The sequence below is a fragment of the Pseudoclavibacter sp. 8L genome, assembly GCF_902506465.1.
Taxonomy (GTDB): Bacteria; Actinomycetota; Actinomycetes; order Actinomycetales; family Microbacteriaceae; genus Pseudoclavibacter.
Genome location: NZ_LR733186.1, coordinates 1,074,869 through 1,099,421 on the forward strand (window position 1 = coordinate 1,074,869; position 24,553 = coordinate 1,099,421).

The following is a 24,553-nucleotide window of genomic DNA, read 5'->3' on the forward strand; positions in this document are numbered from 1 at the left end:
CCCCGAAATGATGACGAACCTCCTGGGAGGCTTCCTGTGGGCCCCCGCATACGGCGGTTGCCGGCCAGATCCTCACTGGAGATCATCATGAGCCACCACGCACCGACAGCAACGATCGAGTACAGCGCAGTACAAGAGCTGAGCTCAAGAGACGCCAACAAGGTCGCCATCGGCGCACTTGTCGGCACCGCACTCGAGTACTACGACTTCTTCCTCTTCAGCGCAGCCGCAGCGCTCGTCTTCAACGTGCAGTACTTCACCAACGAGAACGCGAGCGCAGCAGCGCTCGCCTCGTTCGCCACGTTCGGTGTGGGCGTCGCCGCCCGCCCGCTCGGCGGCATCATCTTCGGGGCGATGGGCGACCGGATCGGGAGACGCAAGACGCTGATGATCACCATCATCGGCATCGGCCTCATCACCGGGCTCATCGGCATCCTGCCCACCTACGCGGCGATCGGCATCGCAGCCCCGATTCTGCTCGTGCTCCTCCGCGTCGTCCAGGGGCTCTTCGTGGGAGGTGAATGGTCGGGAGCGCTCACGCTCGTCGTCGAGAACGCTCCCCTGCACCTGCGGGCGCGCTACGCGGTCATCCCCCTCATCGGCTCTCCGATCGGAACGATCCTGTCATCAGGCGGGTTCTTCCTCATCACGTTCTTCTTCACGCAGGAGAACTTCGACTCGTGGGCCTGGCGGATCCCGTTCCTGCTCTCCCTTCCGCTGCTGCTCATCGCCATCTACATCCGCAGCCGACTCGAAGAATCACCGGTCTTCCGCCAGCTCGAGGCGGCCGGCGAGACAGCGCCGACGCCGGTCCGGACGACGTTCAAGCACAGCTGGCGCCAGATCCTCGTCGGACTGGGTGCCTCGCTCCTCGGCATGGGCGGCTTCTACCTGGTCACCACCTTCTGCGTCTGGTACGGCGTCAACGTGCTCGGCTATGAACCGTGGCTGATGCTTCTCGGGACGATCGCCGCCGCCACGGCGGAGATCTTCGTGATCGTCTGGGCCGGGAGGCTCGGGGCGCGGTTCGGCTCCAGCCGCGTCATCTTCTGGGGCGGAATCGCGTCCGCGATCGTGGCGATTCCCGCCTTCATGCTGCTCACCTCAGGTATCCCGACCCTGGTCATCCTCGCGATGGTGCTTGCCGTGTCGACCCTGTCGTTCCCCTACGCCGGCACGGGAGCCGTCTTGACCGGACTCTTCCCCGCGAGAACCCGGTACACGGGCGTGGCGGTGGCGAACAACACGGCCGCCATGGTGGCCGGCTTCGTCCCGCTCATCGTCACGGGACTGGTCGCGACGGCCAATGACTCCTGGTGGCCCGCCGCCCTCATGCTGGCACTCATCTCGATCATCACTGCCGTCTGCGGTGCCATCGCGCCGCGCTTCAGCGTCAGCCTTCCGGGGTTCAAGCACTAGCACCTCGTCGCGCGGATCAGGGCGAGCAACGAGCAACAGGGAAGAGAGAGCACCATGCACATCGACGTGAAGATCCGAGCCCACGAGATCCTCACCATGGACCGGGCGCGACCGAAGGCGAGCTGCGTCGGAATCCTCAACGGACGCATCGTCGGGTTCGACCAGGACCTCACCGGCATCAGTGCTCGCGAGGAGATCGACTTCGGCGACGCCTGCATCACCCCGGGATTCATCGACGCGCACTGCCACACAGCATGGTGGGGGCTCAGCCTCGGGGCGGTCGACGCCGGCGACAGCCCCACCTACGCATCCCTGTACGGCGCGATAGAGGCAGCTGTCGCTGCGGTCGACGACGAGCCTGGCGCCTGGATCCACGTGACGGGCTTCAATCAGGCTCGCTATGACGGCAGGTACCCCAGCCTCGAGCGGCTCGACGAGATCACCGGTGATCACCCGCTCTCCATGCGCCACACGTCTGGACACGCCTCCATCGTCAACACCGAGACGCTTCGAAGGATCGGCGTCTTCCGGGACGGCTTCGAACCGCCAGCAGGCGGAGCTGTCCTCCTGGACGAGAGCGGTGCACCGACCGGTGTGCTCGAAGAGGCAGCGCAAGGCCTTGTCCAGGCACTGCTCATGCCCTATTCGCAGGATGTGCTCGTGGACGCGATCGAAGCTGCAACCGCCAGGTACGCCGCCGAGGGCATCACCAGCTTCTCCGAGGCCGGCGTCGGCGGCGGCTGGATCGGGCACAGCCCTGTCGAGGTGGCCGCCTACCAGGCCGCGGCCGAGCGAGGCTCATTGCACGCTCGCGCTCAGCTCATGCCGGCCGCAGACGCCCTCCGTCCGCTCCACGCGCACCCAGCCGACTTCCACGGCCATGGCGAGGGGAGGGGCCTCGATCTGGGCGTGCGCTTCGGCTTCGGGACCGACGAGGTGCGGTTCGGGCACGTCAAGGTGTTCCTGGACGGGTCACTGCTCGGCGCGACGGCAGCCGTGACCGAGGACTTCTGCGGGCACGACCACAATCGCGGGTACCTGCTCGATGAGCCTGCGCACTACCGAGAGCAGGCGCTCGCCATCTACCGCTCGGGCTGGCCGCTTGCGCTGCACGCCATCGGCGACGCCGCCATCGACCTCGCTCTGGACCTGATCGAGGAAGCGCACTCGCTCTACGGCCCCCTCCCGGCGCCGTGCAGGATCGAGCATTTCGGGATCGCCCGACCAGACCAGGTCACACGCGCCGGGCGCCTGCGAATCGCCGTGACCCCTCAAGCAGGGTTCATCGGGCCCCTCGGCGACCAGATCCTCAAGCGGGTCGGGGCAGGACGCCGCGACTGGCTCTACCGTGGGCGGTCGATCATCGATGCCGGGGGGATCCTCACCGGCTCGTCGGATCTGCCAGTGGCAGACAACAATCTCAGGAGAGGCATGCAGTCAGCCGTGGACCGCCTCACCGCGGGCGGCGAGATCCTCGGGACGCGCGAGGGAATCACGCCGGAAGAAGCACTGCGGACGCACACGGAGTGGGCCGCGAAGGCAACGGGGCAGCTGCGAGACAAGGGCACCCTCGAGGTCGGCAAGCTCGCCGACATGACCGTGCTCGCGTCCTCGCCGATCTCGGCGACGGATATCTCGGCGATCGAGGTCGTCGCGACAGTACTGGGCGGAGAGCTCAGCTACGACTCGCGGAGCTCCGCCGTTGGCGGCCCGGCTCCGATTCCCACGACGATCAGAGACAAGAGAGCAGGAGCAAGATGAACGTGTCCGATGCGACCGCCCAGAGCACACCCCCGACCGGGGGCAGGCAAGCTCCCGGCACTCCTGGCGAGACAGCGGAGGGTCTGCGAGAAGTCCTCCATGCGCAAGCACGCTTCGACGAAGCCCTCTCTCACCTGGACGCCGGGGATCTGCGGGACGCCTCGCTCCTCCCCGGTTGGACGCGCGCCCATGTCATCGCGCACGTGGCCTACAACGCATGCGCGCTGGCTCGCCTCGTGGACTGGGCGGCGACTGGGTCTCGGAACCCCATGTACGAATCCCGAGCGGCACGCGATGCAGAGATCGAGGCCGGGTCTCAGCTGACCGCCGCGCAGCTGGCACGACTCTCGGCGGCGGAGGCGCGGAGCTTCGAGGCCGCCTGGTCCGCGCTCCCCGAGGACCGCTGGGACTACCAGGTCCGGGACGGACGGGGGTCGCCACTCGCGGTGAGGGACACGCTGGAGCTGAGAACCCGCGAGCTGTGGATGCACCTCATCGACCTCGACGCCGGAGTCACCCCGAGCGACGTCCCCGCCGTCCTCCAGCGACGCATCCTGCAGGAGGTCCTGGACACCTGGGCTCGTCACGACCACTTCGTCAGTGCCGTGGCGACGGATGACCGGAGCGCGTTCCACCCGTGGGCCTCGGCCGAATGCGGGCCAGGGGTCCGAGACACGGACCTGCGGGTCTCCGGCACGCTCTCCGACCTGCTCGCATGGGCAACTGGTCGGTCGCTGTCGGGAGTTGCGGCCGCAGACTTCCAGGGCCGGCCACTCGACACCGCGCCGCCCGCCAAACCCTGGATCTAGGCGCCTTCTCGGAGCACCAGGCGACCGAGGCGGACGCCGTCACGGCGGCTTACGCCGTGCTCGCCCGCGGCGTCCAGGCTCGCGAGAGCATCATGACGAGGAGCGCGACGGCGGTGAGCGCCGCGGCGACCCAGACTGGCGCGAGCGCCCCCACCCCCAGTGCGAGCCCGAGCGCTCCGAGTACCGGTCCGGCGGCCGCCCCGATGTTGAGGGCAGCGGTCGCGTAGGAGCCGGCCATCGTGGGCGCCGCGGAGGCCTCGTACAGGACTCGCGCGATGAGCGTGCTGCCGACTCCGAACGAGAGCACCCCGAGCACGAGGACCAGGGTGAGGAGCACCGCAGGGTGGGCGGCACCGCAGGCCATCGCGATCCATCCGGCCAGCAGCAGGGGGCAGCCGATGGCGAGGGCAAGGCCGGGTCGCTGATCCGACATCCGACCCGCGATCGTGACGCCGAGGAACGAGCCGACGCCGAACAGCACCAGCGCGACGGGAACCCACCCTTCGTCGAGCCCCGCGGTGTCGGTCACCACCGGCGCCAGGAACGTGAACGCCGCGAAGGTGCCGCCGTTGATGAGCGCGCCGAGCACCATCGCCCGCACGAGTCTCGGCGACGCCAGCTGAGCGAGCTCGGCGCGCAGACTCGGCGCGACGCCGCTCGCCCCGTCCCGAGCGTTCCTCTGAGGGATGCCCCGGACGATCCCGATGAGGGCGGGGACACAGAGGATCGCGATCCCCCAGAACGTCGCGCGCCACCCCAGCGCGGTGCCGAGCAGAGCGCCCGCGGGCACGCCAGCGACGGTGGCGATCGTCGTGCCGGACAGCAGGATCGACAGCGCACGACCCTTCCGGTCAGGCGGAACGAGTGTGGTGGCGACGCCGAGGGCTACCGCGAGGAACCCCGCGTTCGCGAGCGCACCGAGCACCCGCGTGACGAGCAGAGGCGGGAACGACGTCGCCATCGCGCCGACGACGTGGCATGCCGCGAACACGCAGAGACAGACGATGAGCGTCAGCCGCGGTGGCCAGCGTCGAGCGAACGCCGCCATAGCGGGCGCACCGACGACCATGCCGATCGCGAAGGCCGAGGTCAGCAGACCCGCGGTGCCGACCGAGACGTCGAGGTCGGCGGCTATCGCGGGAAGCAGACCCGCGAGCATGAATTCAGATGTGCCCATGACGAAGACGGCCAGGGCAAGCAGGTAGAGGGCAAAAGGCATCGAGGACTCCGAGGTGAGCGATCAAGAGAGGGGAACTCCTGTCACCACGGCCAGCTGCCCGAGAGAGCGGACTCACGCCCGCAGCTTGCGGGGCGGTACGACTAGCGGTTCGCGGGGCTGGCGGTGTGACCGGCAGCCCCTGACCTGTCTGACTCGGGACTCGACATGACCAGCACCCTACCTGCGCTCGATGCGCGGCGCATCGCCCACCAGCTGGTCCTGCACCGCCCGCACTTCGCGAACGGTCTCCAGGAAGCCCGCTGCCCGGAGGCCGAAGCGTCCGAGGAAGACGCCATCGGGGTGGCCCGCGCCGAGCTCTTCCGCGGCGTCCCAGATGGCGGCGAACGTCCCCGGCCCCGCGCTGCCGCCGTAGAGGATGCGCACGTCCCCCGAGCGAGCGGCGAGCTGCCCGCGGATATGCGCGATGGTGGCCGCCACGTAGTCGCCGGGGGCCGGCTCGGGTTGCCCGATCGCCCAGCTCGGCTCGTAGGCGACGACGATCGGCCGGTCGCCGGGTACATCCGCGAACGCCTCGATCAACTGCCGGTCGATGATCGACCTGGCCGCCTCACCCCGCTCCGGCTCGCCGGCGATCAGGATGGGGACCACTCCCGCGTCGGATGCGGCACGGCATTTCTCTCGCACGTCGGCGAGCGTCTCACCGAGGAGCTTCGCGCGCTCGGGGTGCCCGACCATGACCAGCGTCGCACCGACCTCCGACAGCACCTCGGCCGCCGTCTCGCCGGTGAAGGCCCCGAGACCGAAGGGCGAGACATCCTGTGCCCCGACCTGCGCTCCGATCTCGTCGAGCCCGTTGCCTGCGATCGAGATGACCGGATCGGGCGTGCAGAGGAAGATGCCGTCACCGCCGCGGGGACTCCCCCTCAGCTCGCCCACGACCTCGGCGACCCAGGCTCGCGTGTCGGCGAGGGTCGCGTAGGACTTCGAGCTGTGACCGATCATCATGGCTGGCAGCGTCATCGCTGTTCCTCCGTAGTCGTGGCGTTCAGAGTTGTCGAGCACACTCTCAGCAGCGCACTCGCCGCAAGTCTAATCCTGTGCGAACATGTACGTACAACTTCGTTTCGCGGCCTGGCCGCACGACCGGGTCAGGAGCACCATGGCAACGACGCCAAACACATCCCTCCGCGGCGGACTCCCGCGGGCGAGCGCAGGCGAACTCGCGAGCCGCACCTTCGACGTCATCGTCGTCGGCGCCGGCATCAACGGCGCCGCCGTCGCCCGCGAAGCCGCCCTACGCGGCCTGAGCGTCGCCCTCCTCGAACGCAGCGACTTCGGCGAAGGCACCTCCGCCTGGAACTCCCGCCTCATCCACGGTGGCCTCCGCTACCTCGAGCACGGAGAGATCCCCCTCGTCTACGAGTCACTCCACGACCGGGAGGCCCTCCTCCACATCGCACCGCACCTCATCGAGCCCATGCCCTTCATCGTGCCGCTCTACAAGCACAATCACCTCCCCGGCTGGATGTTCCGGATCGGGATGATCCTCTACGACGTGCTCTCCCTCCAGAAATCGCTGCCATCGCACCGGCACCTCGGCGTGAAAGAGCTCGCCACCGAGTTCCCAGGCCTGCGCCGAAGAGGCCTCGGCGGAGGACTCCACTACTACGACGCGCAGATCGCGTACCCGGAGCGACTTGTGCTCGAGACGATCCTGAGCGCAAGCGAGGCCGGCGCGCGCGTTGCGAACTACACGAGCGTGGAGCGCCTCGTCCGCGACGGCACCGCTGTGACCGGGGTGGAGGCCACCGACGTGACAAGCGGCGAGCGTTTCACGGTGCGCGGCCACACCGTCGTCAACGCGGCGGGCCCCTGGCTCGACGAGCTCTCCTTGCCCGCGGGAGTGAAGCGACAGATCGGCGGCACCACCGGCACGCACCTCGTCGTCGACGAGTTCCCGGGCGCCCCGACCGCCACCATCTACTACGAGGCGTTCACCGACAACCGCGCGATCCTCGTCATCCCCTGGAACGGCAAGTACCTCATCGGCACGACCGACGACCGCTTCGAAGGCGACCCGGGCAAGGCGCGCGGCACCGCTGCGGAAGTCGAGTACATCCTCAAGGAGACGAACCTCGTCATCCCGCAGGCGAAGCTCACCAAGGCCGACGTGCTCTACAGCTACACCGGAGTCCGCCCCCTGCCCTTCGTCGACGCCGCCAAGACCGGTGCCATCTCGCGCAGCCACATCATCACCGCCCACGACGATCGTCTGGGCCTCGTGAGCATCGTCGGCGGCAAGCTCACCCCGCACCTCAGCCTCGCGAAGGAGACCGTCGACCTCATCGCCAGCAAGCTCCTCGGTCGGAAGCTGCCCGCCTCCGGCGCGGCCAAGGCCGCCCTGCCCGGCGCATCCTGGAGCAAGTGGCCGAGCACGTCCCTGCGGCGCGCGAACCTCAGACGCGAGCTGCCGTGGGACGAGGCGATCTCCGACCGCCTCGTCCGCGTCTACGGTGCCCGCGCCCTCGACATCGCCGCCCTGGCCGCGGAGAGACCACAGCTCGCGAAGGTCATCGGCGACGGCCCCTCCGCCATCGTCGCCGCCGAGATCGTGTTCGCCATCGAGCAGGAGAGCGCCGTGCACCTCAGCGACATCCTGCATCGACGCGCGATGGTCGGCCTCGAGGCCGACCTCGCCGTCTCCGTCGCCGAGGAGTCGGCGGCCGTGGCAGCGGATGCGGCCGGCTGGTCGGCAGAGCGGGTCACCCAGGAGCTCGCCGACCACGCCGCGTACATCACTCGCTTCCGCGGCGGGCTCGACTAGCCACCCGATCGACGCGCCCCTGGCTGGCTTCCCCCGCAGCCGGCCAGGGGCACGTCCTAGACTCGACGGGTGCCTCTCACTCGCACGCTCATCGACGTCGCCGCCCGCAGGCCCGACCGCATCGCGCTCGCCGGCGACGGCGAGCGGCTCACCTACCGTCAGCTCCTCCGCTCGTGCGCAGCGGTGCGAGCGGGGGTGGAGACCCTCCTCGGCTCGTCCCAACCCGTCGCGCTCGGGGCCTCGTCGGCCGAGACGCGCGGCGTGCCGATCGTGGCCGTCTCCTTGTCGCGCGCGATCGACGCGGCGCGGCTCCTCACCGGCGCCATCAGCTTCCGGGCCGTCGCAGCCGTCCTCGACCCGCTGTGGCCGCTCGAGCACCGCCTCGAGATCCTGCGGCGCGTCGAACCGGCACTTGTCATCACCGACGATGCCGACTTCGAAGAGCACCTCCGGGCGTCCTCCTTCGCCGGAACCGTCGTCTCCCTCGCTGCGTTCGACTCGGTGGCGGCGGATGCCCTCGCTCGGCGAGGCGATTCGGCGCCGGGCCCCGAGGTCCGGCCCCGCGACGAGCCGTTCCTGCTGCTCTTCACCTCGGGCACAACCGACCTCCCCAAGGGCTTCCTGCGCACCCGGGGCAGCTGGGACCACAACGTGGACATCAGCCGCAGGTACCTCGGCGTCGAGGACGGCCGCTCGACGATCGCCCCGGGCCCGCTCTCCTACAGCCTCACCCTCTACGCGCTCGTCGAGGTCCTCGCGACCGGCGGCTCCCTCTTCCTGCAGAGCCGCTTCGACGCGCAGGCCACCGCGCGAACCATCGCGACCGACCGCGTCGAGCGCCTCGTCGGCGTCCCCGCGATGCTGCTCGCGATCCTGCAGGGCGCACGTCGCGCCGAGCAACCGCTCGACTCCCTGCTCGAGGTCATCACGGGCGGCGCGAACCAGCCGGAGCACATCCGCCGCAGCTTCGAGGAGACCCGCCCGACGGCGCACCTGCGCAGCTACTACGGCGCCTCCGAGATCGGCTTCATCGGCTACAGCGACGCGGGCGACGGCACGAGCCTCATGCCCTTCGGCGGCGTCGAGGTGAGCGTGCGCGACGAGTCCGGTGCGGAGGTGCCCACCGGCGAGACGGGCACGCTCAACATCAGGGTCGGCTCAGCGGTCGAGCGCTACCTCGCCGCGACGAGCGCAGAGCGCATCACGGATGCCGACGGCTGGGCCAGCGTCGGCGACCTCGCCTCGTTCGCGGGCGGGCGCATCCAGCTGCTCGGCCGCGCTGGTGACGTCGCGGTCTCCGGCGGCCACAAGGTGTCCCTGCCCCAGGTCGAGCGCGCACTCGCATCCCTGCCGGGCTGCGAGCGGTGCTGTGCCGTCGCCCTCCCAGACGCCACGCTCGGCTCGATCGTGGCGGTCGTCGTCGAGGGCGAGGCGGAGTCGCTGCCCGCCAAGGCGCGGATGCTCGCGCACCTGCGTGCCCACCTCGCGCCGCAGTTCGTCCCCCACCGCCTCTACCGTGCGCTCGCCCTGCCGAGGACCGCCGGCGGGAAGATCCGCCGCACCGCCGTGCTCGAGCTCGTCGGCTCGGGCGACGTGGACCGGCTATGAACCGCGCCGTCGTCACCGCCGTGGGAGCCGTCACGCCGAACGGGCTCGACGTGGCGAGCACCTGGTCGTCGCTGGTCTCCGGCAGGAGCGGCATCGGCCGTATCGCCAGCGTCGACGTCTCCGACCTCGCCGTGCGCGTCGCCGGCGAGGTGCGCGGCTTCGACGCCGCCTCCCACCTCCCCAAGCGGGACATCGCGAGACTCGACCGGCACGCGCACTACGCCGTCGCAGCGGCGGACGAGGCGATGCGCGCCACGGGCATCACCCCTGGCGCCCTGCCGTTCGACGCCAGCCGATTCGCCGTCACCATCGCAACCGGCTCTGGACCCGTCTCGCTCACGCAGGATGCCGCGCGCGTCCTGGACGCCTCGGGCCCTCGCCGCGTGCCGCCTGGCGTCGTCGTGTACGGCGGCCCCGACGCGGCAGCCGCGTACCTCAGCGAACGCTACGGCGCGCGCGGGGCGAGCGCCGGGCTCTCGGCGACGTGCGCTAGCGGCACCGTCGCGCTCGGCGAGGCGATGCGCACGATCAGACACGGCTACGCCGACGCGGTGCTCGTGGTCGCGGCCGACGACTGCCTCAACCGCGTCAACCTGGCCGTGAACGCCACGCTCGGGGCCCTCGCGCTCGGCCACGAGGATGCGCCCGAGACCGCCAGCAGGCCCTTCGACCGCGGACGCCACGGCTTCGTCATGTCGGCCGGAGCGGCCGCCCTCCTCGTCGAGTCCGAGACGAGCGCACTCGCGCGGGGCGCGGAGATACTGGGCGAGATCGCCGGATACGGTGCGACGTCGGACGCCTACCATCCGACGGCGCCGAGGCCGGACGGAAGCGGCGCGATCGCCGCCATACGCTCCGCCCTCGACGACGCGAAGCTCAGCACCGACCAGCTCGACCACGTCAACGCGCACGGCACGAGCACGCCGCTGAACGACGCCATGGAGACTGCCGCCCTGCGCGAGCTGCTCGGCTCCCGCCTCGGCGAGGTGCCCGTCACGGCCAACAAGTCCGCGACCGGGCATCTCCTGGGCGCCGCGGGCGCGCTCGAGGCCGTCATCTCGCTGCTGACGATGCGCGACTCCCTGATTCCGCCGACCCTCAACCTCGACGACCCCGAGTTCCCCGAGCTCGATGTCGTCGCGCACGAGGCCCGCCCGGCGCGCATCCGCACCGTGCTCTCGAACTCCTTCGGCTTCGGAGGGCACAACGCCTCGCTCCTGCTGCGCGAGTTCGCGACGACATCCCGCTAGCTGGACTTCTAGAACGCGGGCGGCACGTCCAGCGACTCGAGGGTCTCCCGCACGTGGTCGCTCGTGAACGCTTTCTCGAGCGCCGCGATCTCGGGCGTTCCGAGCTTGTCCTCGCGCGTGACGAGCGTCACGGCGAACTGAGGATCCTGCTCCACGGCCAGACCGTTGTCGACCGGCGTCAGCCCCAGCTGGCGCGCGAACGAGGGCAGGTTGAAGACCGCATCCGCCTCTTCGTACGCCGTGTTGAGCTGCAGCAGGTCGACCTGCGTGATCGTCAGCTCGCGCGGATTCTCCGTGATGTCGGCGACCTTCGCGGTGAACCGCTCGACATTCGGGTCGAGCGTGATGATGCTCTCATCGGCGAGCAGCTGCAGGGCGCGGGCCGCGTTCGCGCTGTCATTCGGGATGACGACGCTGCCGCCCTGCGGCAGCTCGTCGAGCGAGGCCAGGGTCTTCGAATAGAACGCCACGACCGTCGAGTAGATCGGCTTCACACCGGCGAGCGACGCGTCGTTCTTCGTGTTGAACTCCTCCATGAAGGGCACGAACTGCACGAAGTTCGCATCGATCTCGCCGTTCTCGACGAGCACGTTCGGTTGCACGTAGTCCGAGACGGGCACCAGCTCGATCTCGTAGCCCTCCTCGATGACCTCGGCCGCCGCCTCGACGACATCCGTCATGGGCGTCACCGTCGCGGCGACCTTGATCGTGACGACGTCGCCACCCGCCTCCCCGGCGGACGGAGCGCACCCTGCGGTCAGGAGGGCGAGGGAGCCGACAGTCAGTGCGGCGCCGATCGAGCGGAGGCGAGGTCTCATGGCGGTTGGTTCCTTTTCGGGTCGTGCGGGAGGCGGATGGACGTCGTCCGACGGAGAGTCAGCGGCGGTCGAGCGCCACGGAGAGCCTGTGGCCCCCGGTCTGGAGGAGCTGCACGCAGACGATGACGATGACGATGGTCGTGTACATGAGCGGGTAGTCGTACTCCTGGTACCCGTAGCGCAGCGCGAAGTCGCCGAGCCCACCGCCCCCGACGACACCGAGCACCGTCGAGTACGAGAGCAGGCTGATGGCGGCCGAGGTGAGCGCGTAGACGAGCCCGCTGCGCGCCTCCACGAACAGGAAGCGGGTGATGATCTGCCCAGTATCGGCGCCCATGGACCTGGCGGCGTGGATCACGCCGGAGGGCACCTCCAGCAGGATCTGCTCGACGAGGCGCGCGTAGATCGCGACGCCCACGAAGCACAGCGGGAACGTCGCCGCCTGTGTGCCGAACGTCGTGCCGAACACGAGGCGCGTGAGCGGGATGAGGAACACCACGAACAGCAGGAAGGGGAACGACCGGACGACGGTGACGTAGAGGTTGGCGACCCGCCACAGACCACGATGCTCGCGCACCCCACCCGGCCGCGTCAGGTAGATGAGGACGCCGAGCGGAAGCCCGAGCGCGACCGCTGCTGCGAGCGAGAACACGAGCATGTATCCGGTCTCGGCGAGTGCCTGGCCGATCGCGTCGGCGTTGCCGGTGAGGGAGGAGACGATGCTGTCGATGAGCTCCATCACGACTCGAGCATCCGCTTCGCGTGCTCGACGTAGGAGCCGCGGTCGTCGCGCGCGCTGTGCTCGACCGAGACGATGCCCTGCAGCCGACCCCGGTCGAGGATCGCGGCCCGGTCGCAGATGGCCTTGACTGCGGCGAGCTCGTGGGTGACGAGCGCGATGGTCGTGCCGAAGTCCTCGCGCGTCGAGGCGAGGAGCCGCAGGATGTCGCTGGTCGTTCGCTCGTCGAGCGCCGAGGTCGGCTCGTCACAGAGCAGCAGCGGCGGCCGCGTCACGAGCGCACGCGCGATGGCCACGCGCTGCTTCTGCCCGCCCGAGAGCTGAGCCGGGTAGTCGCCGCCCCGATCGCCGAGGCCCACGTAGTCGAGCAGCTCGTCGACGAACGCCGGATCCTTGCGCCGCTGCAGCCGCAGCGGAAGCTCGACGTTCTGCCGCGCCGTCCGGTTCGCGAGCAGGTTGAAGCTCTGGAAGACCATGCCGATGCGGCGGCGCAGGCCACGACGCTCGCGCTCGCGCATCGCAGACGGGTCGGCGCCCTCGATGAGCACTCTCCCCTCGCTCGGCGTCTCGTCGGCGTCGAGGAGTCGCAGCAGCGTCGACTTCCCGGCGCCGGACTCCCCCACGATGCCGAGGATCTCGCCGCGCCGGATCTCCAGATCGATGCCGTCGAGCGCTGGCGCACCCGCCCCGTATCGCACCGTGACGCGTTCGAGGGCGGCCACGGGGCCGGGATCAGACATGCACGCTCCGTCGTTGTTAGATACTGTGCAACTATAGCGTCGAGCTGTCGGATGCGGAACCCCGCGCACGCGGAAGCGGGGCGCATCCGGAAGAATCCGGACGCGCCCCGCTCGACACCTGCGGCGCCCGCCAGCGAACCGGCAGCGCCTGCAGAAGGGCCCTACGCCTCGACGACCGGCACTGCCGTCGTGATGACACCGCGCGTCGCGAGCGCGTCGACCACGCGACCCTTCGCACCCTCGGCCGACTTCGCGAAGATCGCGAGATGAGCGATCTCCTTCGCCTGCTCGAGCGTGACGCGCTTGAGAGCGGCGCGGACCTCGACGAACGCGGGAGGCGCCATAGAGAGCGAGCGGACGCCGAGACCCACGAGCACGATCGCCAGGTTCGGGTCGGCCGCGGCCTCGCCGCACACACCCACATTCTTCTGGTGGTGCTCGCCTGCCTCGCCGATACGCTCGATGAGGCGCAGCACGGCAGGGTGCCACGGGTCCTGGAACGCCGCGACGCTGCCGAGGAGACGGTCGGCCGCGAGCGTGTACTGCGTGAGGTCGTTGGTACCCACGGAGACGAAGTCGCTCGTCTCGAGGATCTGCTCGGCCAAGAGCGCAGCCGAGGGAACCTCGATCATGCTTCCGGCCGTCATGAGGCCGTACTCGCGAGCCAGCGCCGTGAAGTGCTCGCTCTCGTGCGCGTCGGAGACCATCGGAGCCATGACCCAGACCTTCGCCTCGGTCGCGGCCTGCGCGTTGGCGAGCGCCTGGAGCTGGTCGCGGAGGATCTGCTCCTTCTTCATGAGGACGCGGATGCCGCGAAGGCCTAGGGCCGGGTTGGGCTCGTCGGCCTCGGTGAGGAAAGCGAGGGGCTTGTCGGCGCCGGCGTCGAGCACGCGCACGACGACCTTCTTGCCGGGGAAGTGGGCGAGCGCCGCTGTATAGTCGGCGGTCTGCTTCTCCACCGACGGAGCCGTGTCGCTGTCGAGGAAGAGGAACTCGGTGCGGAACAGGCCGACACCCTCGGCGCCGAGGGCTGCCGCGCGCTCCGCATCCACGGGCTTGCCGATGTTCGCGAGGATCTGCACGGGCGTGCCGTCGGCGAGCTCACCCGGCTCGATCGGAGCGGCCTTCATCGCCGCGACGCGGTCGATCTCGGCCTGAGCCTCCGCGATGCGCTCGGCGGACGGCTCGGTGATGACCTGGCCCTTGGCCGCGTCGACGACGATCGTCTCGCCGTCGCGGAGGCTGTCGGCTTCCTTGACCGCAACAACCGCGGGGAGACCCTTCTCGGCCGCCAGAATGCCGGTGTGCGCCTTGGGGCTGCCGTCACGGGTGACCAGCGCGAGCACCTTCGACAGGTCGAGCTTGGCCGTGTCGGCTGGTGCGAGGTCGTGGGCGACCAGGATGAACGGGGTGTCGCTCGACGGCACCTCGGGGGCAGGAACGCCGCGGAGCAGGGCGATGACGCGCTGCGAGACGTCGCCAAGGTCGGTCGCGCGCTCCGCCAGGTAGCCGCCGAGGCTCTTGAGCATCTCGGCGAACGAGGAGAAGGACTCGAAGACGGCACGCTCGGCGGTCTTGCCACCCTCGGTGGCCGCCTTGATGCTGTCGGCGAGCGACGGGTCGGCAGCCATCATGGCCTGCGACTCCAGCACGTTCTTCGCGGCGCCGTCGACGGTCGCTGCGCGAGCGGTCAGCGCCTCGCCGGTCTCACGGAGTGCGGCGATCGCGCGCTCGTACTCGGTCGCGGCGTCGCCGGTGGCGCGCTCGTCGGCCGGTTCGGGGAGCGGATCAGGCATGCGCAGGACTTCACCGAAAGCGACGCCGGTCCCGACGCCAAACCCCGTGTATTTCATAGCAACTCCTTCGTGCTGGTAACTCAGACAGCGTATCGGCACAGCAACGTAGGCTTCGACCGTGACCGAGCAAGACTCAACCAAGAGTTCGCGCAGTTCCACTTTCGCGCCGCCGTTTCCGAAGTTCCCCCCGGAGGCGCCGTTCGGCGAGCGCATGCAAGCACTGATCGCCTGGGCCCAAGCTACTCGCCCCGCCCGAGTCTTCGCCCATTTCGGGGCGAGAAGTGCTTCGGTCCTGGCCGGCGGCATGGCCTACTCGGCTATCTTCTCCATCTTCGCGGGCATCTGGCTACTCTTTTCTGTCGCTGGCATCTTCCTCGCGACGAACACCGAACTTCGCGACGGGCTCATCGGAGTGCTCAACTCATCCCTGCCCGGCCTCATCGGCGAGCAGGGCGCGATCGACCCGAGCCTCCTTGAGAGCACGGGTGCCTTCGGCTGGGCGAGCGCCATCGCCCTCATCGGTACCCTCGGCACCGCACTCGGCTGGCTCGGGCAGGCGCGCACGGGCATCCGCACGATCTTCGATGTCCCCGTCGCCACCAAGCGGAGCTTCGTCGTCCAGAAGCTCATCGACCTCGGCTTCCTCCTCGCATTCGCCGTGGCCCTGGCCATCTCGACCGCGCTCACGGTGCTCTCCTCGACCTTCCTCTCGTCGCTGCTCGAGACGGTCGGCATCGACGAGTCGAGCGGATTCGCGCTTGTCGTCATCCGCATCGTGACGATCCTCATCCTCCTCGCGTTCGACACCGTCGTCCTGGCCGGCATCCTGCGCATCCTGGCTGGCCTGCGCATTCCTACGCGTTCGCTGTTCTTCGCCGCCTTCCTCGGGGCGATCATCATCGGCATCCTGAAGCAGGTCTCGACGGCACTCATCGGCGGCGCCACGAGCAATCCGCTCGTCGCCTCCTTCGCCGTGCTCCTCGGCCTCATGATCTTCCTCAACCTGCTCTGCACCGTGCTCCTGCTCACCGCGGCGTGGGTCAAGGTGACGATGGATGACATCGGCGCCTCCCCGAGGCTCCTCACGGCCAAGGAGGCCCGCGAGGAATCGTCCGACACGATCCTCCGTGCCGAGCGGGAGAAGATCGCGACCCAGGTGATCGAGTCCCGAGAGCGGCTCAACGCTGCGCCTCGGTTCTTCCGGTGGAAGGCCATGGCCGAATACCGCGCGCTCCTGCGCGAGCAGCGCAGGATCGAAGCCGAGGCGCAGCGACGCCGCTTCCAAGGCGGACGCGTCTAGACGACGCGCCGCAGACGAGAGGCGCCAGGGGACGAGCGACCGGCGACGCCGAGAGCCCGTGTCGGTGGTCCCGTCTAGACTCGAGCGCATGCCAAGAACCATTCGCATCGCGTCAGTGAACGTCAACGGAGTCCGTGCCGCCTACAAGAAGGGCATGGGCGAGTGGCTCGCCGAACGCGAGGTCGACATCCTGGCGCTGCAGGAGGTTCGCGCACCCACGGAAGAGCTGCACAAGCTCATCGACACGTCCGATTGGGACCTGCACGACCACCTGGCGACCGCGAAGGGCCGTGCCGGCGTCGCCATCGCCTCCCGCATCCCGATCAGCGCCGTCCGCACCGAGCTCGGGCCCGACGACTTCGACTCGGCGGGCCGCTGGCTCGAAGCCGACTTCGACATCGACGGCGTCCCGCTCACGGTCGTGAGCTGCTACGTCAACTCCGGCGAGGCAGACACTCCGAAGCAGGACGAGAAGTGGAAGTTCCTCGACGCCATGAGCGCGAGGCTCCCCGAGCTGCAGGCGCACAGCGCCCACTCGCTGATCGTCGGCGACCTCAACGTCGGCCACACGAAGCTCGACATCAAGAACTGGAAGGGCAACGTGAAGCGTGCCGGCTTCCTGCCCCGCGAGCGCGCCTACTTCGACCGCATCTTCGGCGAGCGCGGCGCGAGCATCGAAGGCGCAGACGGCAGCGCTGGCACCGGACTCGGCTACGTCGACGTGGGCCGCGCGCTCACCGGCGAGGTCGAAGGCCCATACACGTGGTGGTCACAGCGTGGCCAGGCCTTCGACAACGACACCGGATGGCGCATCGACTACCAGGTCGCGACCCCCGACCTCGCCAAGCGTGCCGTCTCCTACGCCGTCGACCGCGCCGCCAGCTACGACACCCGCTGGTCCGATCACGCGCCCGTCGTCGTCGACTACACGTTCTGATCTCCGGGGCCGTCGCCCCGCATCCGCCCGCACCGGCCCACCCCACTCGCACGACCAACCGCACGACCTCGAGGATCTCCTGATGACCAAGCCCGTGCTCTTCTCCGGCATGCAGCCCTCCGCCGACTCGCTCCACCTCGGCAACTTCATCGGCGCGCTCAGCAACTGGGTGCCCATGCAGGAGGACTTCACGGCCATCTACTGCGTCGTCGACCAGCACGCCATCACCGTGCCCTTCGAACCGAGCTCGCTGCGCGAGCGCACCCGGGTGACGGCGGCGCAGTACATCGCGGCAGGCATCGACCCCGAGAAGTCGATCCTCTTCGTGCAGTCGGCCGTGCCCGCGCACGCGCAGCTGCAGTGGGTGCTCTCCACCATCACCGGTTTCGGCGAGGCCAGCCGCATGACGCAGTTCAAGGACAAGTCGCAGCGGTACGGCGCCGACACGACCACCGTCGGCCTCTTCACGTACCCCGTGCTCATGGCCGCAGACATCCTGCTCTACCAGGCCGCGTCCGTGCCCGTCGGCGAAGACCAGCGCCAGCACATCGAGCTCACCCGCAACCTCGCCGAGCGGTTCAACTCGCGCTTCGGTGACACCTTCGTGGTGCCGGAACCGCACATCATGAAAGAGACCGCGAAGGTCTACGACCTGCAGAACCCGACCGCCAAGATGTCGAAATCGGCGGAGTCGGACGCTGGCCTCCTCCGCCTGCTCGACGACGAGAAGGTCACACGCAAGAAGATCATGCGCGCGGTGACCGACGCCGACGGCGAGATCCGCTTCGACCGCGAGTCCAAGCCAGGAGTGTCGAACCTCCTCACCATCGCGTCCGTGCTCTCGGGGTCGTCGATCGACGAGATCACGGCACAGTATGCGGGCGGCGGCTACGGCGACCTCAAGAAGGGCCTCGCCGAGCTCGTCGAGTCGACGTTCGCCCCCATCCGCGAACGCACCAACGAGCTCCTGGCCGACCCCGCCGAGCTCGACCGCATCCTGGAGCGCGGCGCAGAGCGGGCAAGCGAACTCGCCCTCACGACGCTCGACGAGGTCTACGCTCGCGTCGGCTTCCCCAAGCCGAGACGCTGACCTCGCCCCTCCCCTGAGGGGCGAGCTGGGCACTTCCCACACCCCAGCTGATCGCACCGTTTCTGCCGAATCTCCGCGCTAGGATGACGCAATGCCCGAAACGCTCGTCATCATCCCCACCTACAACGAACGCGAAAACGTCCGCTCCATCGTGGACCGTGTTCTCGGGGCGGATTCGCGTATCCACGTGCTGGTCGTCGACGACAACAGCCCAGATGGCACCGGCGACATGGCCGACGAGATGGCCGCGGCAGACGAGCGCGTCAGCGTGCTGCACCGAGCCGGCAAACTCGGGCTCGGCACGGCCTACCTCGAGGGCTTCGCGCTCGCCGCCGAGCGCGGCTACACCTACGTCTTCGAGTTCGACGCCGACGGCTCGCACCCACCCGAGCGACTGCCCGAGATGATCGACGCGCTCGATGCGGGCGCAGGCCTGGTCATCGGAACCCGCTGGATGCCCGGCGGGCGCACCGAGAACTGGCCCCTCCAGCGCCAGATCCTCTCCCGCGGCGCGTCCATCTACGCCCGCGTGCTGCTGCAGAGCAAGATCCGCGACATCACCGCCGGCTACCGCGGCTACCGCGTCGACCTCCTCCAGGGTTTCGACCTCAGCCGCATCAAGAGTGCCGGCTACTGCTTCCAGATCGAGATGGCCTGGCTCTTCGAACGCTCCGGCATTCGCGTGAGCGAAGTGCCCATCACGTTCGTCGAACGCCAGGAAGGCGCATCCAAGATGTCGAGCGACATCATCGTCGAGGCCGTCTGGCGAGTGTTCGCCTGGGGCCTCGGCTACCGACTCGGCGCACTCTCGCGCCTGACCGGTCGTTGAGCGAAGGCGATTCCATGAGCGACGCACCCACCCCCTCCGTCACCTTCGAGGCCGAGACCTCGATCCCCACGCGCCACGGGGTGCTGCGCTTCCGCGCGTACACCGACGATGCCGACGGGCAGCTGCACCTCGCGATCGTCTCCGGTGAGCCCGAGAACGGCGCCATCGTGCGCGTGCACTCCGAGTGCCTCACCGGCGAAGCCTTCGGCTCGCTGAAGTGCGAGTGCGGGCCGCAGCTCGACGCCTCCCTCGAGGCGATCGGCCGCGACGGCGGCATCGTGCTCTACCTCCGCGGCCACGAAGGCCGCGGCATCGGACTCCTCAACAAGCTCCGCGCCTACGCCCTGCAGGAACAGGGGCTCGACACGGTGGATGCGAACCTCGCGCTCGGCCTGCCCGCCGACAGCCGCGCCTACAGGGCAGCCGCCCAGATGCTCGACGACCTTCAGATCTCCCGCATCCGCCTGCTCACCAACAACCCCGCCAAGGCCGAGGCTCTCGAAGAGCACGGCATCACGGTCGAGGAGCGTGTGCCCCTCGAGGTCGGGCGCGAAGACGCGAACCTCGCCTACCTGACCACCAAGGTCCAGCGCATGGGTCACATCATGAGCGAGCTTCCGCAGCTGCCGAACGACGACGCCGCCAGCTGAGCACGGCCGGAACCGCATACCTCATGCGGCCCACGATTGGGTAGTGGGCCAGCGAAAGCGACGAATGACGTGTAACCTCGTCTCGGCCGGAAGCCACAAGCATCCGACCGAGCACGCGTCAATCGGCCTCGCATCCGCACGGTCCGACGCGTTCCACCCACCGCTGCTCTGAGCTCAAGCACCGCGCGACCCGCACCGAAACCGCGTCTCACCAGCGAGCCAGCTGTCTCAGGAGCAACGTGTCATCCCCCAGCAAGACCAAGACCGGAGCGTCCGTCGAGGAGTTCGAGGTCAAGAACTCCCGCGGCAAGGTCCTCACCGCGAGCCTCGTCGGAACCTCGATCGAGTTCTACGACTTCTACATCTACGCGACCGCCGCGAGCCTCGTCTTCCCGGCCCTCTTCTTCCCGAACGACAACGAGACGACGGCGCTCCTCGCCTCGTTCGCCGTCTTCGGTGTCGCCTTCATCGCTCGCCCAATCGGGTCGATCCTCTTCGGCCACTTCGGCGACCGCATCGGACGCAAGGGCACCCTCGTCGCGACGCTCCTCACCATGGGTATCGCCACCTTCGCGATCGGGCTCCTCCCGACGGCGCTCACTCCCGGCTGGGAGATCCTCGCACCGACGCTCCTCGTCATCATGCGCTTCTGCCAGGGCCTCGGCCTCGGCGGCGAGTGGAGCGGCGCTGCCCTCCTCGCCACGGAGAACGCCCCGGCGAACAAGCGCGCCATCTACGGCACCTTCCCGCAGCTCGGCGCCCCCATCGGCTTCATCCTCGGCAACCTGCTGTTCGTGCTGCTCTCCCACTTCATGAGCGACGAGACGTTCTTCGCCTGGGGCTGGCGAGTGCCGTTCCTCCTCAGCGCCATCCTCGTCATCGTCGGCCTCTGGGTGCGCATCAGCCTCCTCGAGACGCCCGCGTTCGAGAAGGTCGTCGCCGCAGGCGAGGTCTCCAAGGTTCCGCTGTTCGCAGCGTTCAAGACCAGCTGGCGCCAGATCATCCTGGGCACGTTCATCATGCTCGCCACCTACGTGCTCTTCTACATGATGACTGCGTTCACGCTGTCCTTCGGCACGAAGGCCACGACCGAACAGGCTGCCGCGAAGGCCGAAGCAGCCGGCGAGGCGTTCGACCCGGCCGCCTGGGTGCCAGGCCTCGGCTACATGCGCGAGCAGTTCCTCATCATGCTCATCGTCTCCGTCGTCTTCTTCGGCATCTTCACGCTCGTCTCCGGCCCGCTCGCCGAGAAGTACGGCCGCCGCAAGATGCTGCTCTGGACCACCGGCGCGATCTTCATCTTCGGCTTCGCCATGACGCCGCTGCTCGCCGGCGGCTTCATCGGCACGCAGGGAATGCTCGTCATCGGCATGACGCTCATGGGCCTCACCTTCGGCCCCATGAGCGCCGTCCTCCCGGAGCTCTTCCCCGCCAACGTGCGCTACACGGGAAGCGCCATCGCCTACAACCTCTCGAGCGTCTTCGGCGCCGGCTTCGCGCCGACCGTCTTCATCGCTCTCTGGGCGTTCGGCGACGGCAGCCCGTTCTGGGTCGGCGTGTACCTCGCCGGTGCCGCGATCCTCACCTTCGTGGCACTGCTGATCTCCAAGGAGACCCGCGACATCGCGTACGTGACCAACACGAAGTAGTCACCGCGCCTCATCGACGGGGGCCGTGCATCCACTGCGGATGCACGGCCCCTCTCGTCTGCCCGCCCAGCGCACCGGAGGGCGGATACTCCAGGTCGGGGCGAGTACCCTTGGCGGGTGCGCGCACACGACTGCGCGCCATCGGCGTGCGCGCATCTCGGCGCGCTGCGGGCGAAAGGCCAGGAGTTTGGGCGACAAGCCAGTGGATGCAGGAGCAGTTGGCAGCGGGGAGACGGCGCAGAAGAAGCGCAGGGGCTTCCCCGGGCGACCGGTTCGCGAGGCGTCGGGCGCACCGAGGGCGACCTTCAAGCAGCTCCTCCCCCACCTGCTCGTCAACAAGCCACTGCTGGCGGGCATCATCGCCATCAGCGTGCTCAGCTCCGCGTTGAGCCTCGCCCAGCCACTGCTCGTGAACGTGCTCATCGGCCAGGTCGAGGTCGGCACCATCGCCGCCTGGGTCGTGTGGGTGCTCGTCGGCGCCGTGGTCATCGGCGCCATCGCCAACGGGGTCCAGCACTTCCTCCTGCAGCGCACGGGCGAGTCGATCGTGCTCAACACGCGACGCCGCCTCGTCGCGAAGCTCCTGCGGCTCCCCGTCGCCGAGTTCGACGCCCGCAGGACGGGCGACCTCGTCTCCCGCGTGGGCAGCGACACCACCATGCTCCGGGCCGTGCTCACGCAGGGACTCGTCGAAGCCATCGGCGGCGCCCTCACCTTCATCGGCGCCGTCGTCGCGATGATCGTGCTCGACGGCGTCCTGTTCCTCATCACCTTCGCTGTGGTCGTCGTGGCCCTGCTGCTCGTCGTGGGCATGTCGATGCGCATCCGAGAGGCCAGCGCGGCGGCCCAGCAGAAGGTGGGCGACCTCACCGCCTCCGTCGAACGCGCCATCTCCTCGGTCAGGACCGTGCGGGCGTTCGGCGCGACCGAACGCGAGGAGCGCCTCGTCGACACCGACGCGGTTGGCGCCTACCAGCGTGGCCTCGATGTGGCCCGCATCTCCGCGTTCATCGTGCCTGTTGCGGGCTTCGCCATGCAGGGCGCGCTCATCGCAGTGCTCGGCGTCGGCGGCCTGCGCGTGGCGGCAGGCGACCTGAGCATCGCCAACCTCATCGCCTTCATCATGTTCCTGTTCATGATGATCATGCCGCTCGGCCTCTTCTTCGGGGCCCTCACCGCCGTGAACACCGCCCTCGGCGCGCTCGGGCGCATCGAGGAGATCATCGCGATCCCCGAAGAGGGGGCAGGCGACCGCGATGAGGCGGCGCTGATCGTCCTCGAGGGGCCCGCCAACGAGCGCGGGGAACCGGATGCGCCCGCCGTCGAGTTCGAGGACGTCACCTTCCACTACCCGGAGGACGTCGTGCGTGCGCGGGCCGCTCGCGAGCGAGCAGCTGCGCGGCTCGAGACGATCCGCCGCGAGTCGTCCCGCGGCGGAATGGCAGCCGCCATGACGGGGGCCGCTTCGGACCCCGACGCTCGACTCTTCGCTGAGGACGGAGCTCAGGCGCGCGTCGAGGCGCCGCTGGTGCTCGACGGTGTCAGCTTCGCGCTGCGCCGCGGCGAGCGCCTCGCCCTCGTCGGCCCATCCGGCTCGGGCAAGTCGACGGCCCTTGCCCTGCTCGAGCGCTTCTACGACCCCACGGGTGGCAGCATCCGCCTCGGTGGTGTGGACCTCCGCTCCATCGACCGGCAGCAGCTGCGCGCACAGCTCGGCTACGTGCAGCAGGACGCGCCCGTGCTCGCCGGCAGCCTGCGCGAGAACCTCCTCCTCGGACGGCCGGACGCCGACGATGTCGCCTGCGAGGAGGTGCTCCGCGAGGTAAATCTCGGGGACGTCCTGGACCGCAGCGACGACCGGCTCGACACCCAGGTCGGCGAGTCCGGCGTCATGCTCTCCGGCGGTGAGCGCCAGCGCCTCGCCATCGCGCGCGCGCTGCTCTCGGCCCCGCCGATCCTGCTGCTCGACGAGTCGACGTCAGCCCTCGACGGCGCCAACGAGCGGCTCATGCGGGACGCCCTCGACAAGGTCTCGGAAGGACGAAGCGTCATCGTCATCGCCCACCGCCTGTCGACGGTCGTGGACAGCGACCAGATCGTGGTCCTCGAGCATGGTCAGGTGCTCGGCCGCGGCAAGCACCACGAGCTCGTCGAAACGGTCCCCCTCTACAGGGAGCTCGCGCAGCACCAGCTGCTCCTCCCCCGCTGAGTCAGCCAGGCAGCCGCTGAGTCGACCGGGCCGCCATGCCGAGTCGTGCCGCCCCGCACCCACAGTCTCGGGATGGGGAAGTCCCTGTTAGGTGGGAAACTTCCCAGCACGAAGTGAGGTTTCCATCCCGAGACCGGGCGGGACGGGCCAGCAGTATTCCCGAGCGCCCAACCGGGCCGAGCTCCATGGGCCGCATCCACCGTCTCGGGATGGAGAAGTCCCTGTGAGGTGGGAAGCTTCCCAGCACGAAGTGAGGTTTCCATCCCGAGACCGGGCGGGACGGGACTCGGGACGGGACGCGAGGCAGGACGCGGGGCCGGCGGCAGGGGCGACCCTACTCGACGGTGACGCCGGCTGCGCGGAGCTCCTCGAGAGCCGCCGCTCTGGATTCCGGGGCCACGGCTGAGGTGAGGCCGTCGATGACACGCACCGTGAACCCCTCCCGGTGGGCGTCGAGCGCGGATGCGCGCACGCAGTGGTCGGTCGCGATGCCCACGACGTCGAGGTGGTCGACGCCGCGAGCGCGCAGCGCCTCGGCGAGCGTCTCGCCCTCAGCGGTTGCCCCGTCGAAGGCCGAGTAGGACGGCGAGCCCTGGCCCTTGAAGACGTGGAGGTCGACGAGCTGCGTGTCGAGCGCGGGGTGGTAGTCGGCGCCTGGTGTGCCGGCCACACAGTGCTCCGGCCAGCTGTCGACGAAGTCGGGCTGCGGGTGGAAGTGCCCACCATTGTCACTGTCGGCGTCATGCCAGTCGCGCGAGGCGACGATGACCGCGTAGTCCTCGCCGTTGTCCGCGAGGTGCTCGGTGATGCCGGCTGCCACGGCGGCACCACCGGCTGTCTCGAGGGCCCCGCCCTCGGTGAAGTCGTTCTGGACGTCGACGATCAGCAGTGCGCGGCTCATGCCCCCCAGTCTGCCGCAGGGCTCCTGGATGAGCCAGGCGCATC

General features: G+C 69.2%; 20 protein-coding genes. 13 read left to right on the forward strand and 7 right to left on the reverse strand.

Translation table 11 applies throughout. The features are described from left to right. Positions 1–87 precede the first annotated feature (87 nt). Genes GV007_RS11745 through GV007_RS11755 form a run of 3 tightly spaced genes read left to right on the forward strand, consistent with a single transcriptional unit; the run spans position 88 to position 3,989 of the window. On the forward strand, positions 88–1,419 hold the full coding sequence (locus tag GV007_RS11745; protein ID WP_104243106.1) for an MFS transporter: 1,332 nt from the start codon (positions 88–90) through the stop codon (positions 1,417–1,419). A 54-nt stretch (positions 1,420–1,473) separates the two neighbouring features. Beyond that, entirely contained in the window at positions 1,474–3,180 is a 1,707-nt protein-coding gene (locus tag GV007_RS11750) for an amidohydrolase (RefSeq protein ID WP_104306016.1), read from the forward strand. Next, positions 3,177–3,989, forward strand: coding sequence for a maleylpyruvate isomerase family mycothiol-dependent enzyme (locus GV007_RS11755; RefSeq protein ID WP_160072772.1), 813 nt, complete (start codon positions 3,177–3,179; stop codon positions 3,987–3,989). The genes GV007_RS11750 and GV007_RS11755 overlap by 4 nt, the downstream gene beginning before the upstream one ends. A gap of 49 nt (positions 3,990–4,038) precedes the next feature. On the opposite strand, the gene GV007_RS11760 is transcribed toward GV007_RS11755, so the two are convergent. Together GV007_RS11760 and GV007_RS11765 are read right to left on the reverse strand one after the other, a co-directional pair. Next, positions 4,039–5,208 carry a Cmx/CmrA family chloramphenicol efflux MFS transporter gene (locus tag GV007_RS11760; protein WP_160072774.1) on the reverse strand — a complete coding sequence of 390 codons (1,170 nt, stop codon included), beginning with the start codon at positions 5,206–5,208 and terminating at the stop codon, positions 4,039–4,041. Between the two features lie 177 nt (positions 5,209–5,385). After that, positions 5,386–6,189, reverse strand: coding sequence for a triose-phosphate isomerase family protein (locus GV007_RS11765; protein WP_160072776.1), 804 nt, complete (start codon positions 6,187–6,189; stop codon positions 5,386–5,388). Between the two features lie 139 nt (positions 6,190–6,328). Between GV007_RS11765 and GV007_RS11770 the strand changes: the two genes are divergently transcribed. The 3 genes from GV007_RS11770 to GV007_RS11780 all read left to right on the forward strand — a co-directional run bounded on the left by GV007_RS11770 (position 6,329) and on the right by GV007_RS11780 (position 10,851). Next, the gene (locus tag GV007_RS11770) at positions 6,329–7,993 is read left to right on the forward strand and encodes a glycerol-3-phosphate dehydrogenase/oxidase (RefSeq protein WP_160072778.1); all 1,665 of its coding nucleotides are present in this window, start codon (positions 6,329–6,331) and stop codon (positions 7,991–7,993) included. A 69-nt stretch (positions 7,994–8,062) separates the two neighbouring features. Further along, entirely contained in the window at positions 8,063–9,601 is a 1,539-nt protein-coding gene (locus GV007_RS11775; protein WP_160072780.1) for a class I adenylate-forming enzyme family protein, read from the forward strand. After that, a complete protein-coding gene (locus GV007_RS11780) occupies positions 9,598–10,851 on the forward strand; it encodes a beta-ketoacyl-[acyl-carrier-protein] synthase family protein (RefSeq protein WP_160072782.1) in 1,254 nt (417 codons plus the stop codon). Before GV007_RS11775 ends, GV007_RS11780 begins: the two co-directional genes overlap by 4 nt. 8 nt (positions 10,852–10,859) lie before the next feature. On the opposite strand, the gene GV007_RS11785 is transcribed toward GV007_RS11780, so the two are convergent. The 4 genes from GV007_RS11785 to ptsP form a co-directional block, all read right to left on the reverse strand. Further along, positions 10,860–11,669 carry a MetQ/NlpA family ABC transporter substrate-binding protein gene (locus GV007_RS11785; protein WP_160072784.1) on the reverse strand — a complete coding sequence of 270 codons (810 nt, stop codon included), beginning with the start codon at positions 11,667–11,669 and terminating at the stop codon, positions 10,860–10,862. A gap of 58 nt (positions 11,670–11,727) precedes the next feature. Then, positions 11,728–12,408: a methionine ABC transporter permease gene (locus GV007_RS11790; protein WP_160074248.1), complete on the reverse strand. Its 681-nt coding sequence runs from the start codon at positions 12,406–12,408 to the stop codon at positions 11,728–11,730. Then, a complete protein-coding gene (locus GV007_RS11795; RefSeq protein WP_160072786.1) occupies positions 12,408–13,148 on the reverse strand; it encodes a methionine ABC transporter ATP-binding protein in 741 nt (246 codons plus the stop codon). Before GV007_RS11795 ends, GV007_RS11790 begins: the two co-directional genes overlap by 1 nt. Before the next feature lie 161 nt (positions 13,149–13,309). Continuing rightward, positions 13,310–15,001 (reverse strand): phosphoenolpyruvate--protein phosphotransferase, encoded by a 1,692-nt coding sequence (gene ptsP / locus GV007_RS11800; RefSeq protein ID WP_160072788.1) that lies wholly within the window; start codon positions 14,999–15,001, stop codon positions 13,310–13,312. A gap of 154 nt (positions 15,002–15,155) precedes the next feature. Here ptsP and GV007_RS11805 point away from each other — a divergent pair, with 154 nt between their 5' ends. From GV007_RS11805 to GV007_RS11835, 7 genes are all read left to right on the forward strand, one after another. Continuing rightward, the gene (locus GV007_RS11805; RefSeq protein WP_194677132.1) at positions 15,156–16,244 is read left to right on the forward strand and encodes a YihY/virulence factor BrkB family protein; all 1,089 of its coding nucleotides are present in this window, start codon (positions 15,156–15,158) and stop codon (positions 16,242–16,244) included. 88 nt (positions 16,245–16,332) lie between these two features. Further along, a complete protein-coding gene (locus GV007_RS11810; RefSeq protein ID WP_160072792.1) occupies positions 16,333–17,181 on the forward strand; it encodes an exodeoxyribonuclease III in 849 nt (282 codons plus the stop codon). A gap of 82 nt (positions 17,182–17,263) precedes the next feature. Beyond that, positions 17,264–18,271 (forward strand): tryptophan--tRNA ligase, encoded by a 1,008-nt coding sequence (gene trpS / locus GV007_RS11815; RefSeq protein WP_194677131.1) that lies wholly within the window; start codon positions 17,264–17,266, stop codon positions 18,269–18,271. Positions 18,272–18,362: 91 nt separating this feature from the next. Continuing rightward, positions 18,363–19,100 (forward strand): polyprenol monophosphomannose synthase, encoded by a 738-nt coding sequence (locus GV007_RS11820; protein ID WP_160072795.1) that lies wholly within the window; start codon positions 18,363–18,365, stop codon positions 19,098–19,100. Between the two features lie 14 nt (positions 19,101–19,114). After that, a complete protein-coding gene (gene ribA, locus GV007_RS11825) occupies positions 19,115–19,750 on the forward strand; it encodes a GTP cyclohydrolase II (protein WP_160072797.1) in 636 nt (211 codons plus the stop codon). Between the two features lie 239 nt (positions 19,751–19,989). Continuing rightward, positions 19,990–21,399, forward strand: a complete 1,410-nt coding sequence (locus GV007_RS11830; RefSeq protein WP_160072799.1) for an MFS transporter — start codon at positions 19,990–19,992, stop codon at positions 21,397–21,399. 187 nt (positions 21,400–21,586) lie between these two features. Beyond that, positions 21,587–23,608 (forward strand): ABC transporter ATP-binding protein, encoded by a 2,022-nt coding sequence (locus GV007_RS11835; RefSeq protein WP_236558482.1) that lies wholly within the window; start codon positions 21,587–21,589, stop codon positions 23,606–23,608. A 334-nt stretch (positions 23,609–23,942) separates the two neighbouring features. On the opposite strand, the gene GV007_RS11840 is transcribed toward GV007_RS11835, so the two are convergent. After that, positions 23,943–24,509, reverse strand: coding sequence for an isochorismatase family protein (locus tag GV007_RS11840; RefSeq protein ID WP_160072803.1), 567 nt, complete (start codon positions 24,507–24,509; stop codon positions 23,943–23,945). Positions 24,510–24,553: the final 44 nt, after the last annotated feature.